The sequence below is a fragment of the Romboutsia hominis genome (assembly GCF_900002575.1).
GTDB classification, from domain to species: Bacteria; Bacillota; Clostridia; order Peptostreptococcales; family Peptostreptococcaceae; genus Romboutsia_C; species Romboutsia_C hominis.
Map to the genome: position 1 here is coordinate 2938945 of NZ_LN650648.1, position 22564 is coordinate 2961508.

Here is a 22564-nt window from a genome sequence, read left to right on the forward strand (position 1 = left end):
AAAAATGCGCGTAGCGCAAACTCATTAATTTGAGCAACGTAGCATGACCGAATGGGAGTGACCGTTGGCGATATGCGAAGCATTTTAGTACTTTGAAAACTGTATAACATTTAGTGATATGACATCATTTTTTATAAATAGACAAGAAAAGTCTTTAAAATAACTTTAATAACTGGTCAAGTTATTAAGGGTGCAGGGCGGATGCCTTGGCACTAGGAGCCGATGAAGGACGTGATAAGCTGCGATAAGCTTCGGGGAGTTGCACGTAAACTTTGATCCGAAGATTTCCGAATGAGGAAACTCACTTAGAGTAATGTCTAAGTATCGTTAAGTGAATACATAGCTTAGCGAGGGGAACCCGGGGAACTGAAACATCTAAGTACCTGGAGGAAGAGAAAGAAAAATCGATTCCGTAAGTAGCGGCGAGCGAACGCGGAACAGGCCAAACCAACAAAGTTTTCTTTGTTGGGGTTGCGGACATATCATCAAGGTCGAGGTCATCGTAGATGAAGAGAGTTGGAAAGCTCCGCTATAAAGTGTAACAGCCACGTAGTTGAAACGATAATTCGATAGATATGATCCAGAGTACCACGGGACACGTGAAACCCTGTGGGAAGCAGGAGGGACCATCCTCCAAGCCTAAATACTACCTAGTGACCGATAGCGCATAGTACCGTGAGGGAAAGGTGAAAAGAACCCCGGGAGGGGAGTGAAATAGAACCTGAAACCCTGCACTTACAAGCTGTGGGAGCACATTACTTGTGTGACCGCGTACTTTTTGTAGAACGGGCCAACGAGTTACGTTAAGTAGCAAGGTTAAGCACTTAAGGTGTGGAGCCGTAGCGAAAGCGAGTCTTAAATGGGCGATTTAAGTTACTTGACGTAGACCCGAAACCGGGCGACCTATCCATGAGCAGGTTGAAGCGAAAGTAAAATTTCGTGGAGGACCGAACCCACGAGCGTTGAAAAGCTCGGGGATGACTTGTGGATAGCGGTGAAATTCCAATCGAGCCCGGAGATAGCTGGTTCTCCCCGAAATAGCTTTAGGGCTAGCCTTGAGCTTAGAGAAACGGAGGTAGAGCACTGAATGTCCTAGGGGGTATTGCACTTACCGAAGACTATCAAACTCCGAATGCCGTCTTCTTTTGCTCAGGAGTCAGACTGTGGGTGATAAGATTCATAGTCAAGAGGGCAACAGCCCAGATCGTCAGCTAAGGTCCCTAAATGTACGTTAAGTGGTAAAGGATGTGGGATTGCACAGACAACCAGGATGTTGGCTTAGAAGCAGCCACTCATTTAAAGAGTGCGTAATAGCTCACTGGTCGAGTGATCCTGCGCCGAAAATTTCCGGGGCTAAAACGTACTACCGAAGCTACGGCATCATTTATGATGGGTAGGGGAGCTTCGTATGCAGGCTGAAGCATGACCGTAAGGACATGTGGACAGTATACGAGTGAGAATGTTGGCATGAGTAGCGAGACGTGGGTGAGAATCCCACGGGCCGTAAACCCAAGGTTTCCAGGGGAAGGTTCGTCCGCCCTGGGTTAGTCGGGACCTAAGCCGAGGCCGAAAGGCGTAGGTGATGGACAACAGGTTGATATTCCTGTACCACCAATAACCGTTTGAGGAATGGGATGACACAGTAGGATAAGCTAACCACACTGTTGGTTATGTGTGGCTAAGTACTGAGGCAGTCAAGATAGGCAAATCCGTCTTGATAATGCTAGGGTACGATGGGGAGCCCTTTCGGGCGAAGTAGCTGATTTCACACTGTCGAGAAAAGTCTCTACCGAGGTTAAAGGTGCCCGTACCGTAAACCGACACAGGTGGGTGAGGAGAGTATCCTAAGGCCAGCGAGAGAACTATTGTTAAGGAACTCGGCAAAATGACCCCGTAACTTAGGGATAAGGGGTGCCATCCATTGGATGGCCGCAGAGAATAGGCCCAAGCGACTGTTTACCAAAAACACAGGTTTCTGCTAAGTCGCAAGACGATGTATAGGAGCTGACGCCTGCCCGGTGCTGGAAGGTTAAGGGGATCTGTTAGGAGTAATCCGAAGCAGTGAACTTAAGCCCCAGTAAACGGCGGCCGTAACTATAACGGTCCTAAGGTAGCGAAATTCCTTGTCGGGTAAGTTCCGACCCGCACGAAAGGCGTAACGATTTGGGCACTGTCTCAACAATAGACTCGGTGAAATTGTAATCCCGGTGAAGATGCCGGGTACCTGCGACAGGACGGAAAGACCCCATGGAGCTTTACTGTAGCTTGACGTTGGGTCTTGGTACTACATGTACAGGATAGGTGGGAGACTATGAAGCATGGACGCCAGTCTGTGTGGAGTCACCCTTGGGATACCACCCTTGTAGTACTGGGATCCTAACCAGAGGCCTTGAATCAGGTCTTGGGACACCGTCAGGTGGGCAGTTTGACTGGGGCGGTCGCCTCCCAAAAAGTAACGGAGGCGCTCAAAGGTTTCCTCAGCACGGTCGGAAATCGTGCGAAGAGTGTAAAGGCAAAAGGAAGCTTGATTGCAAGACATACAGGTCGAGCAAGGACGAAAGTCGGACTTAGTGATCCGGTGGTTCCGCATGGAAGGGCCATCGCTCAACGGATAAAAGCTACCCTGGGGATAACAGGCTTATCTCCCCCAAGAGTCCACATCGACGGGGAGGTTTGGCACCTCGATGTCGGCTCATCACATCCTGGGGCTGTAGTAGGTCCCAAGGGTTGGGCTGTTCGCCCATTAAAGTGGTACGCGAGCTGGGTTCAGAACGTCGTGAGACAGTTCGGTCCCTATCCGTCGCAGGCGTAGGAAATTTGAGGAGACCTGTCCTTAGTACGAGAGGACCGGGATGGACGTACCTCTGGTGTACCAGTTGTTCTGCCAAGGGCATGGCTGGGTAGCTATGTACGGAATGGATAAGCGCTGAAAGCATCTAAGCGCGAAGCCAACTTCAAGATAAGATTTCCCACCGTAAGGGTAAGACCCCAGGAAGACTACCTGGTTGATAGGTCGAAGGTGTAAGTGCAGTAATGTATTTAGCTTATCGATACTAATAGGTCGAGGACTTGACCAAAATCATTAACTAAATGATATACAGTTTTCAGAGTATTAATTAAAAAACTTTGAAAAAAATGTTGACAAAATATCATAAAAATGATATTATAATACTTGTCCTAGAGAGGACAACAACATATTATGTGGTTATTATAGCAAAGAGGATACACCTGTTCCCATACCGAACACAGAAGTTAAGCTCTTTAGCGCTGATGGTACTTGGAGGGCGACCTCCTGGGAGAGTAAGACGTAGCCACGTGGTATGCCGAAGTGGCGGAACTGGCAGACGCACAGGACTTAAAATCCTGCGGGACTTACCTCTCGTACCGGTTCGATTCCGGTCTTCGGCACCAAAATATTGTGGGCCATTAGCTCAGTTGGTTAGAGCGCCCGGCTCATAACCGGTAGGTCTGGGGTTCGAGTCCCTGATGGCCCACCACAATATTTAAATAAGAACTTTGAAAATTAAACAGTAGGTTAATTTATATAACTGATTCTTAAAAGAATCGAAAACAAACCAAGCCAGATATTCAGATAATGATAGTCTGAGCAGGTAACAACTTTTATTTGAGAGTTTGATCCTGGCTCAGGATGAACGCTGGCGGCGTGCCTAACACATGCAAGTCGAGCGATTTACTTCGGTAAAGAGCGGCGGACGGGTGAGTAACGCGTGGGTAACCTGCCCTGTACACACGGATAACATACCGAAAGGTATGCTAATACGAGATAATATGAGAAAGTCGCATGGCTTTCTTATCAAAGCTCTGGCGGTACAGGATGGACCCGCGTCTGATTAGCTAGTTGGTAAGGTAACGGCTTACCAAGGCGACGATCAGTAGCCGACCTGAGAGGGTGATCGGCCACATTGGAACTGAGACACGGTCCAAACTCCTACGGGAGGCAGCAGTGGGGAATATTGCACAATGGGCGAAAGCCTGATGCAGCAACGCCGCGTGAGCGATGAAGGCCTTCGGGTCGTAAAGCTCTGTCCTCAAGGAAGATAATGACGGTACTTGAGGAGGAAGCCCCGGCTAACTACGTGCCAGCAGCCGCGGTAATACGTAGGGGGCTAGCGTTATCCGGAATTACTGGGCGTAAAGGGTGCGTAGGCGGTCTTTCAAGTCAGGAGTGAAAGGCTACGGCTCAACCGTAGTAAGCTCTTGAAACTGTAAGACTTGAGTGCAGGAGAGGAGAGTAGAATTCCTAGTGTAGCGGTGAAATGCGTAGATATTAGGAGGAATACCAGTTGCGAAGGCGGCTCTCTGGACTGTAACTGACGCTGAGGCACGAAAGCGTGGGGAGCAAACAGGATTAGATACCCTGGTAGTCCACGCCGTAAACGATGAGTACTAGCTGTCGGAGGTTACCCCCTTCGGTGGCGCAGCTAACGCATTAAGTACTCCGCCTGGGAAGTACGCTCGCAAGAGTGAAACTCAAAGGAATTGACGGGGACCCGCACAAGTAGCGGAGCATGTGGTTTAATTCGAAGCAACGCGAAGAACCTTACCTAAGCTTGACATCCTTTTGACCGATGCCTAATCGCATCTTTCCTTTCGGGGACAGAAGTGACAGGTGGTGCATGGTTGTCGTCAGCTCGTGTCGTGAGATGTTGGGTTAAGTCCCGCAACGAGCGCAACCCTTGCCTTTAGTTGCCAGCATTAAGTTGGGCACTCTAGAGGGACTGCCAGGGATAACCTGGAGGAAGGTGGGGATGACGTCAAATCATCATGCCCCTTATGCTTAGGGCTACACACGTGCTACAATGGGTGGTACAGAGGGCAGCCAAACCGTGAGGTGGAGCTAATCCCTTAAAGCCATTCTCAGTTCGGATTGTAGGCTGAAACTCGCCTACATGAAGCTGGAGTTACTAGTAATCGCAGATCAGAATGCTGCGGTGAATGCGTTCCCGGGTCTTGTACACACCGCCCGTCACACCACGGAAGTTGGGGGCGCCCGAAGCCGGATAGCTAACCTTTTGGAAGCGTCCGTCGAAGGTGAAATCAATAACTGGGGTGAAGTCGTAACAAGGTAGCCGTATCGGAAGGTGCGGCTGGATCACCTCCTTTCTAAGGAGAATTACCTACTGTTTAATTTTGAGAGTTTTTATAAAAAATCTCTTGACAAAATTCGACAAATATAATAAAATAATTCATGTTGAAAAAATAATATGGGGGTGTAGCTCAGCTGGGAGAGCACTTGCCTTGCACGCAAGGGGTCAGGAGTTCGATCCTCCTCATCTCCACCATTAGTACTTTGAAAACTGTATAACATTTAGTGATATGACATCATTTTTTATAAATAGACAAGAAAAGTCTTTAAAATAACTTTAATAACTGGTCAAGTTATTAAGGGTGCAGGGCGGATGCCTTGGCACTAGGAGCCGATGAAGGACGTGATAAGCTGCGATAAGCTTCGGGGAGTTGCACGTAAACTTTGATCCGAAGATTTCCGAATGAGGAAACTCACTTAGAGTAATGTCTAAGTATCGTTAAGTGAATACATAGCTTAGCGAGGGGAACCCGGGGAACTGAAACATCTAAGTACCTGGAGGAAGAGAAAGAAAAATCGATTCCGTAAGTAGCGGCGAGCGAACGCGGAACAGGCCAAACCAACAAAGTTTTCTTTGTTGGGGTTGCGGACATATCATCAACGAAGAGGCTATTGTAGACGAAGAGAGTTGGAAAGCTCCGCTATAAAGTGTAACAGCCACGTAGTCAAAACGAGAAGACTTCAGATATGATCCAGAGTACCACGGGACACGTGAAACCCTGTGGGAAGCAGGAGGGACCATCCTCCAAGCCTAAATACTACCTAGTGACCGATAGCGCATAGTACCGTGAGGGAAAGGTGAAAAGAACCCCGGGAGGGGAGTGAAATAGAACCTGAAACCCTGTACTTACAAGCTGTGGGAGCACATTTCTTGTGTGACCGCGTACTTTTTGTAGAACGGGCCAACGAGTTACGTTAAGTAGCAAGGTTAAGCACTTAAGGTGTGGAGCCGTAGCGAAAGCGAGTCTTAAATGGGCGATTTAAGTTACTTGACGTAGACCCGAAACCGGGCGACCTATCCATGAGCAGGTTGAAGCGAAAGTAAAATTTCGTGGAGGACCGAACCCACGAGCGTTGAAAAGCTCGGGGATGACTTGTGGATAGCGGTGAAATTCCAATCGAGCCCGGAGATAGCTGGTTCTCCCCGAAATAGCTTTAGGGCTAGCCTTGAGCTTAGAGAAACGGAGGTAGAGCACTGAATGTCCTAGGGGGTATTGCACTTACCGAAGACTATCAAACTCCGAATGCCGTCTTCTTTTGCTCAGGAGTCAGACTGTGGGTGATAAGATTCATAGTCAAGAGGGCAACAGCCCAGATCGTCAGCTAAGGTCCCTAAATGTACGTTAAGTGGTAAAGGATGTGGGATTGCACAGACAACCAGGATGTTGGCTTAGAAGCAGCCACTCATTTAAAGAGTGCGTAATAGCTCACTGGTCGAGTGATCCTGCGCCGAAAATTTCCGGGGCTAAAACGTACTACCGAAGCTACGGCATCATTTATGATGGGTAGGGGAGCTTCGTATGCAGGCTGAAGCATGACCGTAAGGACATGTGGACAGTATACGAGTGAGAATGTTGGCATGAGTAGCGAGACGTGGGTGAGAATCCCACGGGCCGTAAACCCAAGGTTTCCAGGGGAAGGTTCGTCCGCCCTGGGTTAGTCGGGACCTAAGCCGAGGCCGAAAGGCGTAGGTGATGGACAACAGGTTGATATTCCTGTACCACCAATAACCGTTTGAGGAATGGGATGACACAGTAGGATAAGCTAACCACACTGTTGGTTATGTGTGGCTAAGTACTGAGGCAGTCAAGATAGGCAAATCCGTCTTGATAATGCTAGGGTACGATGGGGAGCCCTTTTGGGCGAAGTAGCTGATTTCACACTGTCGAGAAAAGTCTCTACCGAGGTTAAAGGTGCCCGTACCGTAAACCGACACAGGTGGGTGAGGAGAGTATCCTAAGGCCAGCGAGAGAACTATTGTTAAGGAACTCGGCAAAATGACCCCGTAACTTAGGGATAAGGGGTGCCATCCATTGGATGGCCGCAGAGAATAGGCCCAAGCGACTGTTTACCAAAAACACAGGTTTCTGCTAAGTCGCAAGACGATGTATAGGAGCTGACGCCTGCCCGGTGCTGGAAGGTTAAGGGGATCTGTTAGGAGCAATCCGAAGCAGTGAACTTAAGCCCCAGTAAACGGCGGCCGTAACTATAACGGTCCTAAGGTAGCGAAATTCCTTGTCGGGTAAGTTCCGACCCGCACGAAAGGCGTAACGATTTGGGCACTGTCTCAACAATAGACTCGGTGAAATTGTAATCCCGGTGAAGATGCCGGGTACCTGCGACAGGACGGAAAGACCCCATGGAGCTTTACTGTAGCTTGACGTTGGGTCTTGGTACTACATGTACAGGATAGGTGGGAGACTATGAAGCATGGACGCCAGTCTGTGTGGAGTCATCCTTGGGATACCACCCTTGTAGTACTGGGATCCTAACCAGAGGCCTTGAATCAGGTCTTGGGACACCGTCAGGTGGGCAGTTTGACTGGGGCGGTCGCCTCCCAAAAAGTAACGGAGGCGCTCAAAGGTTTCCTCAGCACGGTCGGAAATCGTGCGAAGAGTGTAAAGGCAAAAGGAAGCTTGATTGCAAGACATACAGGTCGAGCAAGGACGAAAGTCGGACTTAGTGATCCGGTGGTTCCGCATGGAAGGGCCATCGCTCAACGGATAAAAGCTACCCTGGGGATAACAGGCTTATCTCCCCCAAGAGTCCACATCGACGGGGAGGTTTGGCACCTCGATGTCGGCTCATCACATCCTGGGGCTGTAGTAGGTCCCAAGGGTTGGGCTGTTCGCCCATTAAAGTGGTACGCGAGCTGGGTTCAGAACGTCGTGAGACAGTTCGGTCCCTATCCGTCGCAGGCGTAGGAAATTTGAGGAGACCTGTCCTTAGTACGAGAGGACCGGGATGGACGTACCTCTGGTGTACCAGTTGTTCTGCCAAGGGCATGGCTGGGTAGCTATGTACGGAATGGATAAGCGCTGAAAGCATCTAAGCGCGAAGCCAACTTCAAGATAAGATTTCCCACCGTAAGGGTAAGACCCCAGGAAGACTACCTGGTTGATAGGTCGAAGGTGTAAGTGCAGTAATGTATTTAGCTTATCGATACTAATAGGTCGAGGACTTGACCAAAATCATTAACTAAATGATATACAGTTTTCAGAGTATTAATTAAAAAACTTTGAAAAAAATGTTGACAAAATATCATAAAAATGATATTATAATACTTGTCCTAGAGAGGACAACAACATATTATGTGGTTATTATAGCAAAGAGGATACACCTGTTCCCATACCGAACACAGAAGTTAAGCTCTTTAGCGCTGATGGTACTTGGAGGGCGACCTCCTGGGAGAGTAAGACGTAGCCACGTGGTATGCCGAAGTGGCGGAACTGGCAGACGCACAGGACTTAAAATCCTGCGGGACTTACCTCTCGTACCGGTTCGATTCCGGTCTTCGGCACCAACTTTAATATCGCGGGGTGGAGCAGTTGGCAGCTCGTCGGGCTCATAACCCGAAGGTCGCAGGTTCGAGTCCTGCCTCCGCAACCAAATAAATATGGCCCATTGGTCAAGCGGTCAAGACACCGCCCTTTCACGGCGGTAACAGGGGTTCGATTCCCCTATGGGTCACCAACTTAATATGCGGGTGTAGCTCAATGGTAGAGTTCCGGCCTTCCAAGCCGGCTGTGAGGGTTCGATCCCCTTCACCCGCTCCAAAAACTTATGGGACTATAGCTCAGCTGGGAGAGCACCTGCCTTACAAGCAGGGGGTCACAGGTTCGAGCCCTGTTAGTCCCACCATTCGCGGCCTGGTAGTTCAGCTGGTTAGAATGCCAGCCTGTCACGCTGGAGGTCGAGGGTTCGAGTCCCTTCCAGGTCGCCAAGTTAAATTTAATAAATACTTTTTATGTGGGAATATGGCTCAGTTGGTAGAGCAAATGACTGTTAATCATTGGGTCACAGGTTCGAGTCCTGTTATTCCCGCCAATACGCTGGTGTGGCTCAACGGTAGAGCAGCTGACTTGTAATCAGCAGGTTGTAGGTTCGATTCCTATCACCAGCTCCATAAATACGGAGGATTTCCCGAGCGGCCAAAGGGGGCAGACTGTAAATCTGTTAGCATTGCTTTCGGTGGTTCGAATCCACCATCCTCCACCATAAAAAGTATGCGGATGTGGCGGAATTGGCAGACGCACCAGACTTAGGATCTGGCGCCTACGGCGTGGGGGTTCGACTCCCTTCATCCGCACCACTTTTAATAAACTATAATGTGGGTGCATAGCTCAGCTGGATAGAGCAACGCCCTTCTAAGGCGTGTGTCCGGGGTTCGAATCCCTGTGCGCTCACCACATTCATAGGGGATTCGCCAAGTCGGTAAGGCATAGCACTTTGACTGCTACATGCGTAGGTTCGAGTCCTGCATCCCCTGCCAAATTAAATATGACCCATTAGCTCAGTCGGTAGAGCACCTGACTTTTAATCAGGGTGTCCCGCGTTCGAGTCGCGGATGGGTCACCAATACGGAGAGGTGTCCGAGTGGTTTAAGGAGCTGGTCTTGAAAACCAGTGATGCTTAACGGCACCGTGGGTTCGAATCCCACCCTCTCCGCCAAATGCCCAGATAGCTCAGTCGGTAGAGCAGGGGACTGAAAATCCCCGTGTCGGTGGTTCGATTCCGCCTCTGGGCACCATTAATTCGTGGCGGTATAGCTTAGTTGGCTAGAGCGTTCGGTTCATACCCGAAAGGTCACAGGTTCGACTCCTGTTACCGCTACCACTTAATTAATGTGGGCCATTAGCTCAGTTGGTTAGAGCGCCCGGCTCATAACCGGTAGGTCTGGGGTTCGAGTCCCTGATGGCCCACCACATTAATTACTCAGTAATACCGAGGTGTAGCGCAGTTTGGTAGCGCACATGGTTTGGGACCATGGGGCCGGGGGTTCGAGTCCCTTCACCTCGACCAATATAGATATGGTGGGTATAGCTCAGCTGGTTAGAGCGCCAGATTGTGGCTCTGGAGGCCGTGAGTTCGAATCTCATTATCCACCCCATTTAATAAGGCGACATAGCCAAGTGGTAAGGCAGTGGACTGCAACTCCTTGATCCCCAGTTCGAATCTGGGTGTCGCCTCCACTCAAAAAAATTGAATGCCGAAGTGGCGGAACTGGCAGACGCACAGGACTTAAAATCCTGCGGGACTTACCTCTCGTACCGGTTCGATTCCGGTCTTCGGCACCAACTTTAATATCGCGGGGTGGAGCAGTTGGCAGCTCGTCGGGCTCATAACCCGAAGGTCGCAGGTTCGAGTCCTGCCTCCGCAACCAAATAAATATGGCCCATTGGTCAAGCGGTCAAGACACCGCCCTTTCACGGCGGTAACAGGGGTTCGATTCCCCTATGGGTCACCAACTTAATATGCGGGTGTAGCTCAATGGTAGAGTTCCGGCCTTCCAAGCCGGCTGTGAGGGTTCGATCCCCTTCACCCGCTCCAAAAACTTATGGGACTATAGCTCAGCTGGGAGAGCACCTGCCTTACAAGCAGGGGGTCACAGGTTCGAGCCCTGTTAGTCCCACCATTCGCGGCCTGGTAGTTCAGCTGGTTAGAATGCCAGCCTGTCACGCTGGAGGTCGAGGGTTCGAGTCCCTTCCAGGTCGCCAAGTTAAATTTAATAAATACTTTTTATGTGGGAATATGGCTCAGTTGGTAGAGCAAATGACTGTTAATCATTGGGTCACAGGTTCGAGTCCTGTTATTCCCGCCAATACGCTGGTGTGGCTCAACGGTAGAGCAGCTGACTTGTAATCAGCAGGTTGTAGGTTCGATTCCTATCACCAGCTCCATAAATACGGAGGATTTCCCGAGCGGCCAAAGGGGGCAGACTGTAAATCTGTTAGCATTGCTTTCGGTGGTTCGAATCCACCATCCTCCACCATAAAAAGTATGCGGATGTGGCGGAATTGGCAGACGCACCAGACTTAGGATCTGGCGCCTACGGCGTGGGGGTTCGACTCCCTTCATCCGCACCACTTTTAATAAACTAAACTATGCGGGAATAGTTCAGTGGTAGAGCGCAACCTTGCCAAGGTTGAAGTCGCGAGTTCGAATCTCGTTTCCCGCTCCAAATAAATAATGTGGGTGCATAGCTCAGCTGGATAGAGCAACGCCCTTCTAAGGCGTGTGTCCGGGGTTCGAATCCCTGTGCGCTCACCACATTCATAGGGGATTCGCCAAGTCGGTAAGGCATAGCACTTTGACTGCTACATGCGTAGGTTCGAGTCCTGCATCCCCTGCCAAATTAAATATGACCCATTAGCTCAGTCGGTAGAGCACCTGACTTTTAATCAGGGTGTCCCGCGTTCGAGTCGCGGATGGGTCACCAATACGGAGAGGTGTCCGAGTGGTTTAAGGAGCTGGTCTTGAAAACCAGTGATGCTTAACGGCACCGTGGGTTCGAATCCCACCCTCTCCGCCAAATGCCCAGATAGCTCAGTCGGTAGAGCAGGGGACTGAAAATCCCCGTGTCGGTGGTTCGATTCCGCCTCTGGGCACCATTAATTCGTGGCGGTATAGCTTAGTTGGCTAGAGCGTTCGGTTCATACCCGAAAGGTCACAGGTTCGACTCCTGTTACCGCTACCACTTAATTAATGTGGGCCATTAGCTCAGTTGGTTAGAGCGCCCGGCTCATAACCGGTAGGTCTGGGGTTCGAGTCCCTGATGGCCCACCACATTAATTACTCAGTAATACCGAGGTGTAGCGCAGTTTGGTAGCGCACATGGTTTGGGACCATGGGGCCGGGGGTTCGAGTCCCTTCACCTCGACCAATATAGATATGGTGGGTATAGCTCAGTTGGTTAGAGCGCCAGATTGTGGCTCTGGAGGCCGTGAGTTCGAATCTCATTATCCACCCCATTTAAAATGACCCATTAGCTCAGTCGGTAGAGCACCTGACTTTTAATCAGGGTGTCCCGCGTTCGAGTCGCGGATGGGTCACCATTTATATTACGGCGACATAGCCAAGTGGTAAGGCAGTGGACTGCAACTCCTTGATCCCCAGTTCGAATCTGGGTGTCGCCTCCAAAATTGCGCCTATAGCTCAACTGGATAGAGTGTCTGACTACGAATCAGAAGGTTAGGGGTTCGAGTCCCTTTGGGCGCACCATATCCGGGATTATAGCTCAGCTGGGAGAGCACCTGCCTTACAAGCAGGGGGTCACAGGTTCGAGCCCTGTTAATCCCACCAGTGTAACCTCTAGTGAAAATCACTAGAGGTTTTTATATGCAAAAAATAAAACTAAGAATATATATTATCTTGATAAAGGAATTAAATTTACATATAATGGTATATAGATTTTAGAATATGTCAAAATTCTTAATAAAATATAATTTAGGGAGGATGACTATGTCTAAAATAAAAAACATTAATAAAAATAAAGAAAAGCAAAAACTAATAAAGGAGATAAAAAGAGCTCAGTTGGATGTTGAAACAGCAGAACATTTTTTTCAACTAGTTACGGATCCAGAGTTAGTGGATGTTGCTATATATGAATTAGAGGCAAAAAAATCAAGATATAGATATTTAATAAAGATTGCTAAGGAAAGAGGAATAAAGAAGACATTACAAGAGTCTTTAGTAGAATCAATAGCAAAATAATTCTAAGGAGATGATTAAATCATGTACGTAGTTTTTGGGGATGAAATAGTAGATAGCGAAGAATTAAAAGAGACTATACAAGAAAATAGTGACTTTATAGTAGAAAAAGATTTAACTAAAGGAACAAAAAGAGAAGATACATTAGCTTACCAAATAAGTATAGATATAGACAATTTAAATGAAATAATAAAAGAAGACTATGATTTAGAAGAAATAGATAGTGAAGATTTATTTGATGAATATATAACATTAGCAGATGAATTAGCTATGGAACTAGAAGAAATAATGCCAGAAGATGCTGTTATGAATGCTAGGGCTTATAAATGGGATAATACAGATGATGCCATAAAAGTAGTTATAGCGATAGGACATGCAGAACTAGGTGAATTAAAAGTATCTGATGTTGCGAGAAGATTATTATCACAAGTTGATTAATAAAAGAGGAAGGGTATTAATATTACTTAATATCCTTTCTTTTTTATAATAAGTAATTTAATTATACTTAATAAACTTATATTAAGTATAATATAGAAGATAAAAGATTTTTGTGAATAGGTTAATTATAAGCAGATGATTATATGCCTTTGGATATAATTTTCATTCATCTTAATAATAATATTTAAATATATATAGTTTATCAAATTTATAAGCATATAGTTGTATTAATTTAAATAAAATTGCATAGCTAATTTTTTTTAAGTTAATAATAAAATAATGAATAAATATACTCTATCTTACACATAATATAATTGTTGAAAAGCACATTATAAATAAAAAATAATTTTTTTTAAAAAAGTATTGACGATTTAAAAATAAGATGATATAGTATTACTTGTCCTTAAGAAAAGGGCAAAATGAAAATGAACTTTGAAAATTAAACAGTAGGTTAATTTATATAACTGATTCTTAAAAGAATCGAAAACAAACCAAGCCAGATATTCAGATAATGATAGTCTGAGCAGGTAACAACTTTTATTTGAGAGTTTGATCCTGGCTCAGGATGAACGCTGGCGGCGTGCCTAACACATGCAAGTCGAGCGATTTACTTCGGTAAAGAGCGGCGGACGGGTGAGTAACGCGTGGGTAACCTGCCCTGTACACACGGATAACATACCGAAAGGTATGCTAATACGAGATAATATGAGAAAGTCGCATGGCTTTCTTATCAAAGCTCTGGCGGTACAGGATGGACCCGCGTCTGATTAGCTAGTTGGTAAGGTAACGGCTTACCAAGGCGACGATCAGTAGCCGACCTGAGAGGGTGATCGGCCACATTGGAACTGAGACACGGTCCAAACTCCTACGGGAGGCAGCAGTGGGGAATATTGCACAATGGGCGAAAGCCTGATGCAGCAACGCCGCGTGAGCGATGAAGGCCTTCGGGTCGTAAAGCTCTGTCCTCAAGGAAGATAATGACGGTACTTGAGGAGGAAGCCCCGGCTAACTACGTGCCAGCAGCCGCGGTAATACGTAGGGGGCTAGCGTTATCCGGAATTACTGGGCGTAAAGGGTGCGTAGGCGGTCTTTCAAGTCAGGAGTGAAAGGCTACGGCTCAACCGTAGTAAGCTCTTGAAACTGTAAGACTTGAGTGCAGGAGAGGAGAGTAGAATTCCTAGTGTAGCGGTGAAATGCGTAGATATTAGGAGGAATACCAGTTGCGAAGGCGGCTCTCTGGACTGTAACTGACGCTGAGGCACGAAAGCGTGGGGAGCAAACAGGATTAGATACCCTGGTAGTCCACGCCGTAAACGATGAGTACTAGCTGTCGGAGGTTACCCCCTTCGGTGGCGCAGCTAACGCATTAAGTACTCCGCCTGGGAAGTACGCTCGCAAGAGTGAAACTCAAAGGAATTGACGGGGACCCGCACAAGTAGCGGAGCATGTGGTTTAATTCGAAGCAACGCGAAGAACCTTACCTAAGCTTGACATCCTTTTGACCGATGCCTAATCGCATCTTTCCTTTCGGGGACAGAAGTGACAGGTGGTGCATGGTTGTCGTCAGCTCGTGTCGTGAGATGTTGGGTTAAGTCCCGCAACGAGCGCAACCCTTGCCTTTAGTTGCCAGCATTAAGTTGGGCACTCTAGAGGGACTGCCAGGGATAACCTGGAGGAAGGTGGGGATGACGTCAAATCATCATGCCCCTTATGCTTAGGGCTACACACGTGCTACAATGGGTGGTACAGAGGGCAGCCAAACCGTGAGGTGGAGCTAATCCCTTAAAGCCATTCTCAGTTCGGATTGTAGGCTGAAACTCGCCTACATGAAGCTGGAGTTACTAGTAATCGCAGATCAGAATGCTGCGGTGAATGCGTTCCCGGGTCTTGTACACACCGCCCGTCACACCACGGAAGTTGGGGGCGCCCGAAGCCGGATAGCTAACCTTTTGGAAGCGTCCGTCGAAGGTGAAATCAATAACTGGGGTGAAGTCGTAACAAGGTAGCCGTATCGGAAGGTGCGGCTGGATCACCTCCTTTCTAAGGAGAATTACCTACTGTTTAATTTTGAGAGTTCATTAGAACCTCAAAATTAGTACTTTAAGCAACAGAATAAATTGAGTGAATACGAAATTTGTTTGTTGGCGACGTACTTTAGTACTTTGAAAACTGTATAACATTTAGTGATATGACATCATTTTTTATAAATAGACAAGAAAAGTCTTTAAAATAACTTTAAGCAATGGAATAAACTGAGTGAATACGAAGTTTGTTCATTCGCGATAACTTTTTAATAACTGGTCAAGTTATTAAGGGTGCAGGGCGGATGCCTTGGCACTAGGAGCCGATGAAGGACGTGATAAGCTGCGATAAGCTTCGGGGAGTTGCACGTAAACTTTGATCCGAAGATTTCCGAATGAGGAAACTCACTTAGAGTAATGTCTAAGTATCGTTAAGTGAATACATAGCTTAGCGAGGGGAACCCGGGGAACTGAAACATCTAAGTACCTGGAGGAAGAGAAAGAAAAATCGATTCCGTAAGTAGCGGCGAGCGAACGCGGAACAGGCCAAACCAACAAAGTTTTCTTTGTTGGGGTTGCGGACATATCATCAACGAAGAGGCTATTGTAGACGAAGAGAGTTGGAAAGCTCCGCTATAAAGTGTAACAGCCACGTAGTCAAAACGAGAAGACTTCAGATATGATCCAGAGTACCACGGGACACGTGAAACCCTGTGGGAAGCAGGAGGGACCATCCTCCAAGCCTAAATACTACCTAGTGACCGATAGCGCATAGTACCGTGAGGGAAAGGTGAAAAGAACCCCGGGAGGGGAGTGAAATAGAACCTGAAACCCTGTACTTACAAGCTGTGGGAGCACATTTCTTGTGTGACCGCGTACTTTTTGTAGAACGGGCCAACGAGTTACGTTAAGTAGCAAGGTTAAGCACTTAAGGTGTGGAGCCGTAGCGAAAGCGAGTCTTAAATGGGCGATTTAAGTTACTTGACGTAGACCCGAAACCGGGCGACCTATCCATGAGCAGGTTGAAGCGAAAGTAAAATTTCGTGGAGGACCGAACCCACGAGCGTTGAAAAGCTCGGGGATGACTTGTGGATAGCGGTGAAATTCCAATCGAGCCCGGAGATAGCTGGTTCTCCCCGAAATAGCTTTAGGGCTAGCCTTGAGCTTAGAGAAACGGAGGTAGAGCACTGAATGTCCTAGGGGGTATTGCACTTACCGAAGACTATCAAACTCCGAATGCCGTCTTCTTTTGCTCAGGAGTCAGACTGTGGGTGATAAGATTCATAGTCAAGAGGGCAACAGCCCAGATCGTCAGCTAAGGTCCCTAAATGTACGTTAAGTGGTAAAGGATGTGGGATTGCACAGACAACCAGGATGTTGGCTTAGAAGCAGCCACTCATTTAAAGAGTGCGTAATAGCTCACTGGTCGAGTGATCCTGCGCCGAAAATTTCCGGGGCTAAAACGTACTACCGAAGCTACGGCATCATTTATGATGGGTAGGGGAGCTTCGTATGCAGGCTGAAGCATGACCGTAAGGACATGTGGACAGTATACGAGTGAGAATGTTGGCATGAGTAGCGAGACGTGGGTGAGAATCCCACGGGCCGTAAACCCAAGGTTTCCAGGGGAAGGTTCGTCCGCCCTGGGTTAGTCGGGACCTAAGCCGAGGCCGAAAGGCGTAGGTGATGGACAACAGGTTGATATTCCTGTACCACCAATAACCGTTTGAGGAATGGGATGACACAGTAGGATAAGCTAACCACACTGTTGGTTATGTGTGGCTAAGTACTGAGGCAGTCAAGATAGGCAAATCCGTCTTGATAATGCTAGGGTACGATGGGGAGCTCTTTAGAGCGAAGTAGCTGATTTCACACTGTCGAGAAAAGTCTCTACCGAGGTTAAAGGTGCCCGTACCGTAAACCGACACAGGTGGGTGAGGAGAGTATCCTAAGGCCAGCGAGAGAACTATTGTTAAGGAACTCGGCAAAATGACCCCGTAACTTAGGGATAAGGGGTGCCATCCTTTGGATGGCCGCAGAGAATAGGCCCAAGCGACTGTTTACCAAAAACACAGGTTTCTGCTAAGTCGCAAGACGATGTATAGGAGCTGACGCCTGCCCGGTGCTGGAAGGTTAAGGGGATCTGTTAGGAGTAATCCGAAGCAGTGAACTTAAGCCCCAGTAAACGGCGGCCGTAACTATAACGGTCCTAAGGTAGCGAAATTCCTTGTCGGGTAAGTTCCGACCCGCACGAAAGGCGTAACGATTTGGGCACTGTCTCAACAATAGACTCGGTGAAATTGTAATCCCGGTGAAGATGCCGGGTACCTGCGACAGGACGGAAAGACCCCATGGAGCTTTACTGTAGCTTGACGTTGGGTCTTGGTACTACATGTACAGGATAGGTGGGAGACTATGAAGCATGGACGCCAGTCTGTGTGGAGTCATCCTTGGGATACCACCCTTGTAGTACTGGGATCCTAACCAGAGGCCTTGAATCAGGTCTTGGGACACCGTCAGGTGGGCAGTTTGACTGGGGCGGTCGCCTCCCAAAAAGTAACGGAGGCGCTCAAAGGTTTCCTCAGCACGGTCGGAAATCGTGCGAAGAGTGTAAAGGCAAAAGGAAGCTTGATTGCAAGACATACAGGTCGAGCAAGGACGAAAGTCGGACTTAGTGATCCGGTGGTTCCGCATGGAAGGGCCATCGCTCAACGGATAAAAGCTACCCTGGGGATAACAGGCTTATCTCCCCCAAGAGTCCACATCGACGGGGAGGTTTGGCACCTCGATGTCGGCTCATCACATCCTGGGGCTGTAGTAGGTCCCAAGGGTTGGGCTGTTCGCCCATTAAAGTGGTACGCGAGCTGGGTTCAGAACGTCGTGAGACAGTTCGGTCCCTATCCGTCGCAGGCGTAGGAAATTTGAGGAGACCTGTCCTTAGTACGAGAGGACCGGGATGGACGTACCTCTGGTGTACCAGTTGTTCTGCCAAGGGCATGGCTGGGTAGCTATGTACGGAATGGATAAGCGCTGAAAGCATCTAAGCGCGAAGCCAACTTCAAGATAAGATTTCCCACCGTAAGGGTAAGACCCCAGGAAGACTACCTGGTTGATAGGTCGAAGGTGTAAGTGCAGTAATGTATTTAGCTTATCGATACTAATAGGTCGAGGACTTGACCAAAATCATTAACTAAATGATATACAGTTTTCAGAGTATTAACTCTAAAAGATAAAGATTATGTGGTTATTATAGCAAAGAGGATACACCTGTTCCCATACCGAACACAGAAGTTAAGCTCTTTAGCGCTGATGGTACTTGGGGGGCGACCCCCTGGGAGAGTAAGACGTAGCCACGTAATCTTTTTTTTATGTGAAAAAATAGTAATATTTATATTTTAAAGCATATAATAAAAAATAAGTCTTTATAAAAATCAATACTAAGCTATACAATATTTCCAAAATCATTTATTTAATGCAAATGCGATAAATTTGCTATATTAAATGATATCTAAACAAACGATTAGTTCAAAATATGCATCAATTCCAATAAATTTCTATATTAAAAATAAAAAAATTTAAATACTTAATAATATAATCTAAACCGCCTTAACTAAAGTTAGGTATTTTTTGTTATATAAGATAAAAGTTATTTATTTAAATGTATTTATATTATTTATTAAGGACTTCAAGTAAACGTATTTAAACATTAAATAACATAGTTTATAATCTTTAATATTAAAAGAAAAAGGGAGGGGATTAGGATTATGTTTAAAAAATTTAATAAAATCTTAGTTGCTAACAGGGGAGAAATAGCTATAAGGATATTTAGAGCCTGCTCTGAATTGGGAATAAAGAGCGTGGGGATATATAGTAAAGAAGATAAATATAGTTTGTTTAGAACAAAAGCAGATGAATCTTATTTAATAGGAGAAGATAAAGGTCCAATAGACGCATACCTAGATATAGATAGTATTATAGAATTAGCTAAGAAGAAAAATGTAGATGCAATTCATCCAGGATATGGTTTCTTATCTGAAAATCCAGAGTTCGTAAAGAAGTGTGAGAAAAATGGAATAACATTCATAGGTCCATCAGCAGATATAATGAATATGATGGGAGATAAAATAAATTCAAAACGAATAGCAAAAGAGGTGGATGTAGCTACTATACCAGGAATAGATGAACCAATCAAAGATGTTAAAAGAGCCAAAGAAATAGCTAAAGAAATAGGATATCCAATAATGCTTAAAGCTTCTAACGGCGGTGGCGGTAGAGGTATGAGGGTTGTTTATAACGAATCAGATTTAAGTATAGAATATGAAACAGCATGTAGTGAATCAAAAAAAGCTTTTGGTGAAGACATGATATTCATAGAAAAGTATATAGCTAATCCTAAACATATAGAGGTACAGATATTAGGGGATAAGTATGGAAATATAGTACATTTGTATGAAAGAGATTGTTCAGTACAAAGAAGACATCAAAAGATAATAGAATATTCACCAGCATTTTCTCTAGGCGATAAATTGAGAGAAAATATATGCAATGACGCAGTTAAAATAGCTAAGCATGTAGGATATATAAATGCAGGTACTTTAGAATTTTTAGTAGATGATAGTGGAGAATACTATTTTATAGAAATGAACCCAAGGGTTCAAGTAGAACATACGGTAACTGAAATGGTAACCGGTATTGATATAGTGCAAAGTCAGATATTAATTGCTCAAGGATATAGGTTGGATAGTGATGAGATAAATATAAAATCTCAAGAAGATGTAAAACTAAGAGGATATTCTATTCAATGTAGAATAACAACAGAAGACCCTAAAAATAGATTTATGCCAGATACAGGCAAAATACAAGTATATAGAACTGGCTCAGGATTTGGTATTAGACTAGATGGAGGTAATGGATTTGCAGGGGCAAATATAAGTCCATACTATGATAGTCTACTTGTAAAGACTATATCTTGGGATAGAACATTTAAAGGTGCAATAAATAAAACTATAAGATCTATCAAAGAATTTAGGGTTAGAGGTGTTAAAACTAATATAGGATTTTTGGTAAATGTATTGAATAATCCTATATTCGTAGAGGGAAAATGTAGCACCAGATTTATAGATATTAATCCAGAATTATTTGAGATAAGAGAAAGTAAAGATAGAGGTACAAAATTACTTCAATTTATAGGGAATACAGTAGTAAATGAAAATAAATGCGAAGATAAACCTTCATTTGATTCAATATATCAGCCTAAGATAAATAAAGATATAATACTTAATGAAGGAAGTAGGGATCTGTTTAATAGATTAGGTAAAGAAAAGTATATGGAATCTATTAAAAATGAAAAGAAACTATTGCTGACAGATACAACTATGAGAGATGCACATCAATCATTACTAGCTACAAGACTTAGAACATATGACTTATTAAAAGTAGCAAAACCAACTAATGAGTATATGAAAGATTTATTTTCTATTGAGATGTGGGGCGGAGCAACCTATGATGTTGCATATAGATTCTTAAAAGAATCTCCATGGATTAGACTACAAAAACTTAGAGAAGAGATACCTAGTGTATTATTCCAAATGTTATTTAGAGCATCAAATGGAGTTGGATATAAAAATTATCCAGATAACGTAATTGAAGAATTTATAAAACAATCAGCAGAACAGGGAATAGATGTATTTAGAATATTTGACTCTCTAAATTGGGTGGAAAATATGAAGCCATCTATATCAACAGCTTTAGAAACTGGAAAAATAGTAGAGGCTAGTATATGTTACACAGGAGATATATTAGATCCAACAAAGAATAAATATAATTTAGAATATTATATAAGAATGGCTAAAGAGCTAGAAGAATTAGGTACAGATATAATATGCGTAAAAGACATGGCAGGCTTACTTAAGCCATATTCAGCATATACTCTTATAAAAGAATTAAAAAATAATGTCAATACTCCTATACATCTTCATACACATGATACAAGTGGAAATGGTATTGCAACTTGCCTTATGGCATCTGAGGCAGGGGTGGACATAGTGGATGGAGCATTAGAAACTATGGCAGGTTTAACTAGCCAACCATCACTAAACGCTATTGTAGAAGCACTTAAAAATACTGAAAGAGATACTCAGATTAATTTATATGGATATGAAGAAATAGGAAACTATTATAAAGATTTAAGAAAAATATATTCTAGATTTGAAAGTGATTTATCAAATCCTTCTGCTGAAATATATAAATATGAGATACCAGGAGGACAATATACAAATCTAAAACCACAAGCTGATAGCTTAGGACTGTCAAATAAATTTGATGAAGTAAAAGAAAAGTATAAAGAAGCAAATGAAATATTGGGAGATATTATAAAAGTAACTCCATCATCTAAAGTAGTAGGAGACCTTGCTATATTTATGGTAAAAAATAAATTAGATAAGAATAACATAATAGAAGAAGGTGAAAAATTATCATTTCCAGATTCTGTATTAGACTACTGTAAAGGAATGATAGGTCAACCAGAAGGAGGAATACCAAAAGATATTCAAAGGGTAGTATTAAAAGGAGACACTCCGATAGAAGAAAGACCTGGTAAATTAATTCCAAAGGAAGATTTTGAAAGTATAAAAGCTGATTTAGATAAGAGATTCAAAATGAATACAAATATAAGAAATATATTAAGTTATACTTTATATCCAAAGGTATATGAAGATTACCTAAAACATCTGCAACTATATAATGATATATCAAAGCTAGATAGTCATGTGTATTTCTATGGATTAAATAAAGGTGAAGAGTGTGAAGTAGAGATAGAAGAAGGTAAAATACTTACTATAAAGTTAGTAGATATAGGTGATGTTAAAGAAAATGGAAATAGAACAGTATCATTTGAATTAAATGGTATGATGAGGGATATAGATATAAAAGATAATAACTACTCTGGGAACATAAAAGATATAATAAAAGCTGATATGAATGACCCTATGCAAATAGGAGCTAGTATACCTGGAAAAGTAGTTAAAATTTTAGTTAAAGAAGATGATGAAGTAAAACAAAATCAACCAATGATTATTATAGAAGCAATGAAAATGGAAACTATAATAGTTGCTAAAGCAGATGGTATTGTAAAATCAATAAAAGTTGAAGAAGGGGAATTAGTAAGAGATAAGCAATTACTTATAACTATGAAAGATAAATAAAAAATTCGCTTAACTCATATAAAACAATACTTAAGAATTTCTAATATAAATTAAATGGATTAAAATATGAAGATATTCTTCTTTAA

3 protein-coding genes, 47 tRNA genes and 8 rRNA genes are annotated in these 22564 nt (G+C 44.6%); all 58 read left to right on the plus strand.

The genetic code is table 11. The annotated features are described in order from the left end of the window. Positions 1-174: 174 nt before the first annotated feature. The 58 genes from FRIFI_RS14300 to FRIFI_RS14585 all read left to right on the plus strand — a co-directional run bounded on the left by FRIFI_RS14300 (position 175) and on the right by FRIFI_RS14585 (position 22478). A 23S ribosomal RNA gene (locus FRIFI_RS14300) occupies positions 175-3077 on the plus strand. 123 nt (positions 3078-3200) lie between these two features. Further along, positions 3201-3317: ribosomal RNA gene (gene rrf, locus FRIFI_RS14305) — 5S ribosomal RNA — on the plus strand. 5 nt (positions 3318-3322) lie between these two features. After that, a tRNA-Leu gene (locus FRIFI_RS14310) sits at positions 3323-3411 on the plus strand. Positions 3412-3420: 9 nt separating this feature from the next. Further along, positions 3421-3497, plus strand: a tRNA-Ile gene (locus tag FRIFI_RS14315). A gap of 124 nt (positions 3498-3621) precedes the next feature. Then, positions 3622-5124, plus strand: a 16S ribosomal RNA gene (locus FRIFI_RS14320). Positions 5125-5227: 103 nt separating this feature from the next. After that, positions 5228-5303, plus strand: a tRNA-Ala gene (locus tag FRIFI_RS14325). Between the two features lie 90 nt (positions 5304-5393). Next, a 23S ribosomal RNA gene (locus tag FRIFI_RS14330) occupies positions 5394-8296 on the plus strand. A 123-nt stretch (positions 8297-8419) separates the two neighbouring features. Beyond that, positions 8420-8536, plus strand: a 5S ribosomal RNA gene (rrf, locus tag FRIFI_RS14335). Together the 16S, 23S and 5S rRNA genes with 47 tRNA genes alongside form the textbook arrangement of a ribosomal RNA operon. Positions 8537-8541: 5 nt before the next feature. Beyond that, positions 8542-8630, plus strand: a tRNA-Leu gene (locus tag FRIFI_RS14340). A 10-nt stretch (positions 8631-8640) separates the two neighbouring features. After that, a tRNA-Met gene (locus FRIFI_RS14345) sits at positions 8641-8716 on the plus strand. A 9-nt stretch (positions 8717-8725) separates the two neighbouring features. After that, a tRNA-Glu gene (locus tag FRIFI_RS14350) sits at positions 8726-8800 on the plus strand. Positions 8801-8809: 9 nt separating this feature from the next. Continuing rightward, a tRNA-Gly gene (locus FRIFI_RS14355) sits at positions 8810-8883 on the plus strand. A gap of 9 nt (positions 8884-8892) precedes the next feature. Next, a tRNA-Val gene (locus FRIFI_RS14360) sits at positions 8893-8968 on the plus strand. A gap of 5 nt (positions 8969-8973) precedes the next feature. Further along, positions 8974-9050 (plus strand) — tRNA-Asp (locus tag FRIFI_RS14365). Between the two features lie 28 nt (positions 9051-9078). Beyond that, a tRNA-Asn gene (locus FRIFI_RS14370) sits at positions 9079-9154 on the plus strand. 4 nt (positions 9155-9158) lie between these two features. Beyond that, a tRNA-Thr gene (locus tag FRIFI_RS14375) sits at positions 9159-9233 on the plus strand. 7 nt (positions 9234-9240) lie between these two features. After that, positions 9241-9325, plus strand: a tRNA-Tyr gene (locus FRIFI_RS14380). Between the two features lie 10 nt (positions 9326-9335). Further along, positions 9336-9419, plus strand: a tRNA-Leu gene (locus tag FRIFI_RS14385). A gap of 20 nt (positions 9420-9439) precedes the next feature. Further along, a tRNA-Arg gene (locus FRIFI_RS14390) sits at positions 9440-9516 on the plus strand. A 7-nt stretch (positions 9517-9523) separates the two neighbouring features. After that, positions 9524-9599, plus strand: a tRNA-Gln gene (locus FRIFI_RS14395). A gap of 10 nt (positions 9600-9609) precedes the next feature. Then, positions 9610-9685: transfer RNA gene (locus tag FRIFI_RS14400), tRNA-Lys, on the plus strand. Between the two features lie 4 nt (positions 9686-9689). Continuing rightward, positions 9690-9778 (plus strand) — tRNA-Ser (locus FRIFI_RS14405). A gap of 3 nt (positions 9779-9781) precedes the next feature. Further along, positions 9782-9857: transfer RNA gene (locus FRIFI_RS14410), tRNA-Phe, on the plus strand. Positions 9858-9866: 9 nt separating this feature from the next. Further along, a tRNA-Met gene (locus FRIFI_RS14415) sits at positions 9867-9943 on the plus strand. Between the two features lie 12 nt (positions 9944-9955). Continuing rightward, positions 9956-10032: transfer RNA gene (locus FRIFI_RS14420), tRNA-Ile, on the plus strand. 20 nt (positions 10033-10052) lie between these two features. Further along, positions 10053-10129: transfer RNA gene (locus FRIFI_RS14425), tRNA-Pro, on the plus strand. 11 nt (positions 10130-10140) lie between these two features. Continuing rightward, positions 10141-10217 (plus strand) — tRNA-His (locus FRIFI_RS14430). 8 nt (positions 10218-10225) lie between these two features. Beyond that, positions 10226-10299 (plus strand) — tRNA-Cys (locus tag FRIFI_RS14435). 16 nt (positions 10300-10315) lie between these two features. Further along, positions 10316-10404 (plus strand) — tRNA-Leu (locus FRIFI_RS14440). 10 nt (positions 10405-10414) lie between these two features. Beyond that, positions 10415-10490: transfer RNA gene (locus FRIFI_RS14445), tRNA-Met, on the plus strand. A 9-nt stretch (positions 10491-10499) separates the two neighbouring features. After that, positions 10500-10574 (plus strand) — tRNA-Glu (locus FRIFI_RS14450). A gap of 9 nt (positions 10575-10583) precedes the next feature. Continuing rightward, positions 10584-10657, plus strand: a tRNA-Gly gene (locus FRIFI_RS14455). 9 nt (positions 10658-10666) lie between these two features. Next, positions 10667-10742 (plus strand) — tRNA-Val (locus tag FRIFI_RS14460). Between the two features lie 5 nt (positions 10743-10747). Then, positions 10748-10824, plus strand: a tRNA-Asp gene (locus tag FRIFI_RS14465). Positions 10825-10852: 28 nt separating this feature from the next. Further along, a tRNA-Asn gene (locus FRIFI_RS14470) sits at positions 10853-10928 on the plus strand. Between the two features lie 4 nt (positions 10929-10932). After that, positions 10933-11007, plus strand: a tRNA-Thr gene (locus tag FRIFI_RS14475). 7 nt (positions 11008-11014) lie between these two features. Continuing rightward, positions 11015-11099: transfer RNA gene (locus FRIFI_RS14480), tRNA-Tyr, on the plus strand. A 10-nt stretch (positions 11100-11109) separates the two neighbouring features. Further along, a tRNA-Leu gene (locus FRIFI_RS14485) sits at positions 11110-11193 on the plus strand. Positions 11194-11213: 20 nt separating this feature from the next. Continuing rightward, positions 11214-11288: transfer RNA gene (locus tag FRIFI_RS14490), tRNA-Gly, on the plus strand. Positions 11289-11300: 12 nt separating this feature from the next. Beyond that, positions 11301-11377, plus strand: a tRNA-Arg gene (locus tag FRIFI_RS14495). Between the two features lie 7 nt (positions 11378-11384). Continuing rightward, a tRNA-Gln gene (locus FRIFI_RS14500) sits at positions 11385-11460 on the plus strand. Positions 11461-11470: 10 nt separating this feature from the next. Further along, a tRNA-Lys gene (locus FRIFI_RS14505) sits at positions 11471-11546 on the plus strand. Between the two features lie 4 nt (positions 11547-11550). Then, a tRNA-Ser gene (locus FRIFI_RS14510) sits at positions 11551-11639 on the plus strand. Positions 11640-11642: 3 nt separating this feature from the next. Next, positions 11643-11718: transfer RNA gene (locus FRIFI_RS14515), tRNA-Phe, on the plus strand. A gap of 9 nt (positions 11719-11727) precedes the next feature. Beyond that, positions 11728-11804 (plus strand) — tRNA-Met (locus FRIFI_RS14520). Positions 11805-11816: 12 nt separating this feature from the next. Further along, positions 11817-11893: transfer RNA gene (locus FRIFI_RS14525), tRNA-Ile, on the plus strand. Positions 11894-11913: 20 nt separating this feature from the next. Beyond that, positions 11914-11990: transfer RNA gene (locus FRIFI_RS14530), tRNA-Pro, on the plus strand. An 11-nt stretch (positions 11991-12001) separates the two neighbouring features. Continuing rightward, positions 12002-12078 (plus strand) — tRNA-His (locus tag FRIFI_RS14535). Between the two features lie 8 nt (positions 12079-12086). After that, positions 12087-12162 (plus strand) — tRNA-Lys (locus FRIFI_RS14540). A gap of 10 nt (positions 12163-12172) precedes the next feature. After that, positions 12173-12246, plus strand: a tRNA-Cys gene (locus FRIFI_RS14545). 5 nt (positions 12247-12251) lie between these two features. Further along, a tRNA-Arg gene (locus FRIFI_RS14550) sits at positions 12252-12328 on the plus strand. A gap of 5 nt (positions 12329-12333) precedes the next feature. Then, positions 12334-12409: transfer RNA gene (locus FRIFI_RS14555), tRNA-Val, on the plus strand. 159 nt (positions 12410-12568) lie between these two features. Then, positions 12569-12820 (plus strand): DUF2508 family protein, encoded by a 252-nt coding sequence (locus tag FRIFI_RS14560; RefSeq protein ID WP_166506174.1) that lies wholly within the window; start codon positions 12569-12571, stop codon positions 12818-12820. Between the two features lie 21 nt (positions 12821-12841). Beyond that, positions 12842-13255 carry a hypothetical protein gene (locus tag FRIFI_RS14565; protein ID WP_092921872.1) on the plus strand — a complete coding sequence of 138 codons (414 nt, stop codon included), beginning with the start codon at positions 12842-12844 and terminating at the stop codon, positions 13253-13255. A gap of 537 nt (positions 13256-13792) precedes the next feature. Then, positions 13793-15295: ribosomal RNA gene (locus tag FRIFI_RS14570) — 16S ribosomal RNA — on the plus strand. 259 nt (positions 15296-15554) lie between these two features. Next, positions 15555-18457: ribosomal RNA gene (locus FRIFI_RS14575) — 23S ribosomal RNA — on the plus strand. 58 nt (positions 18458-18515) lie between these two features. Further along, positions 18516-18632 (plus strand): 5S ribosomal RNA (gene rrf, locus FRIFI_RS14580). A 408-nt stretch (positions 18633-19040) separates the two neighbouring features. After that, entirely contained in the window at positions 19041-22478 is a 3438-nt protein-coding gene (locus tag FRIFI_RS14585) for a pyruvate carboxylase (protein ID WP_166506175.1), read from the plus strand. Positions 22479-22564: the final 86 nt, after the last annotated feature.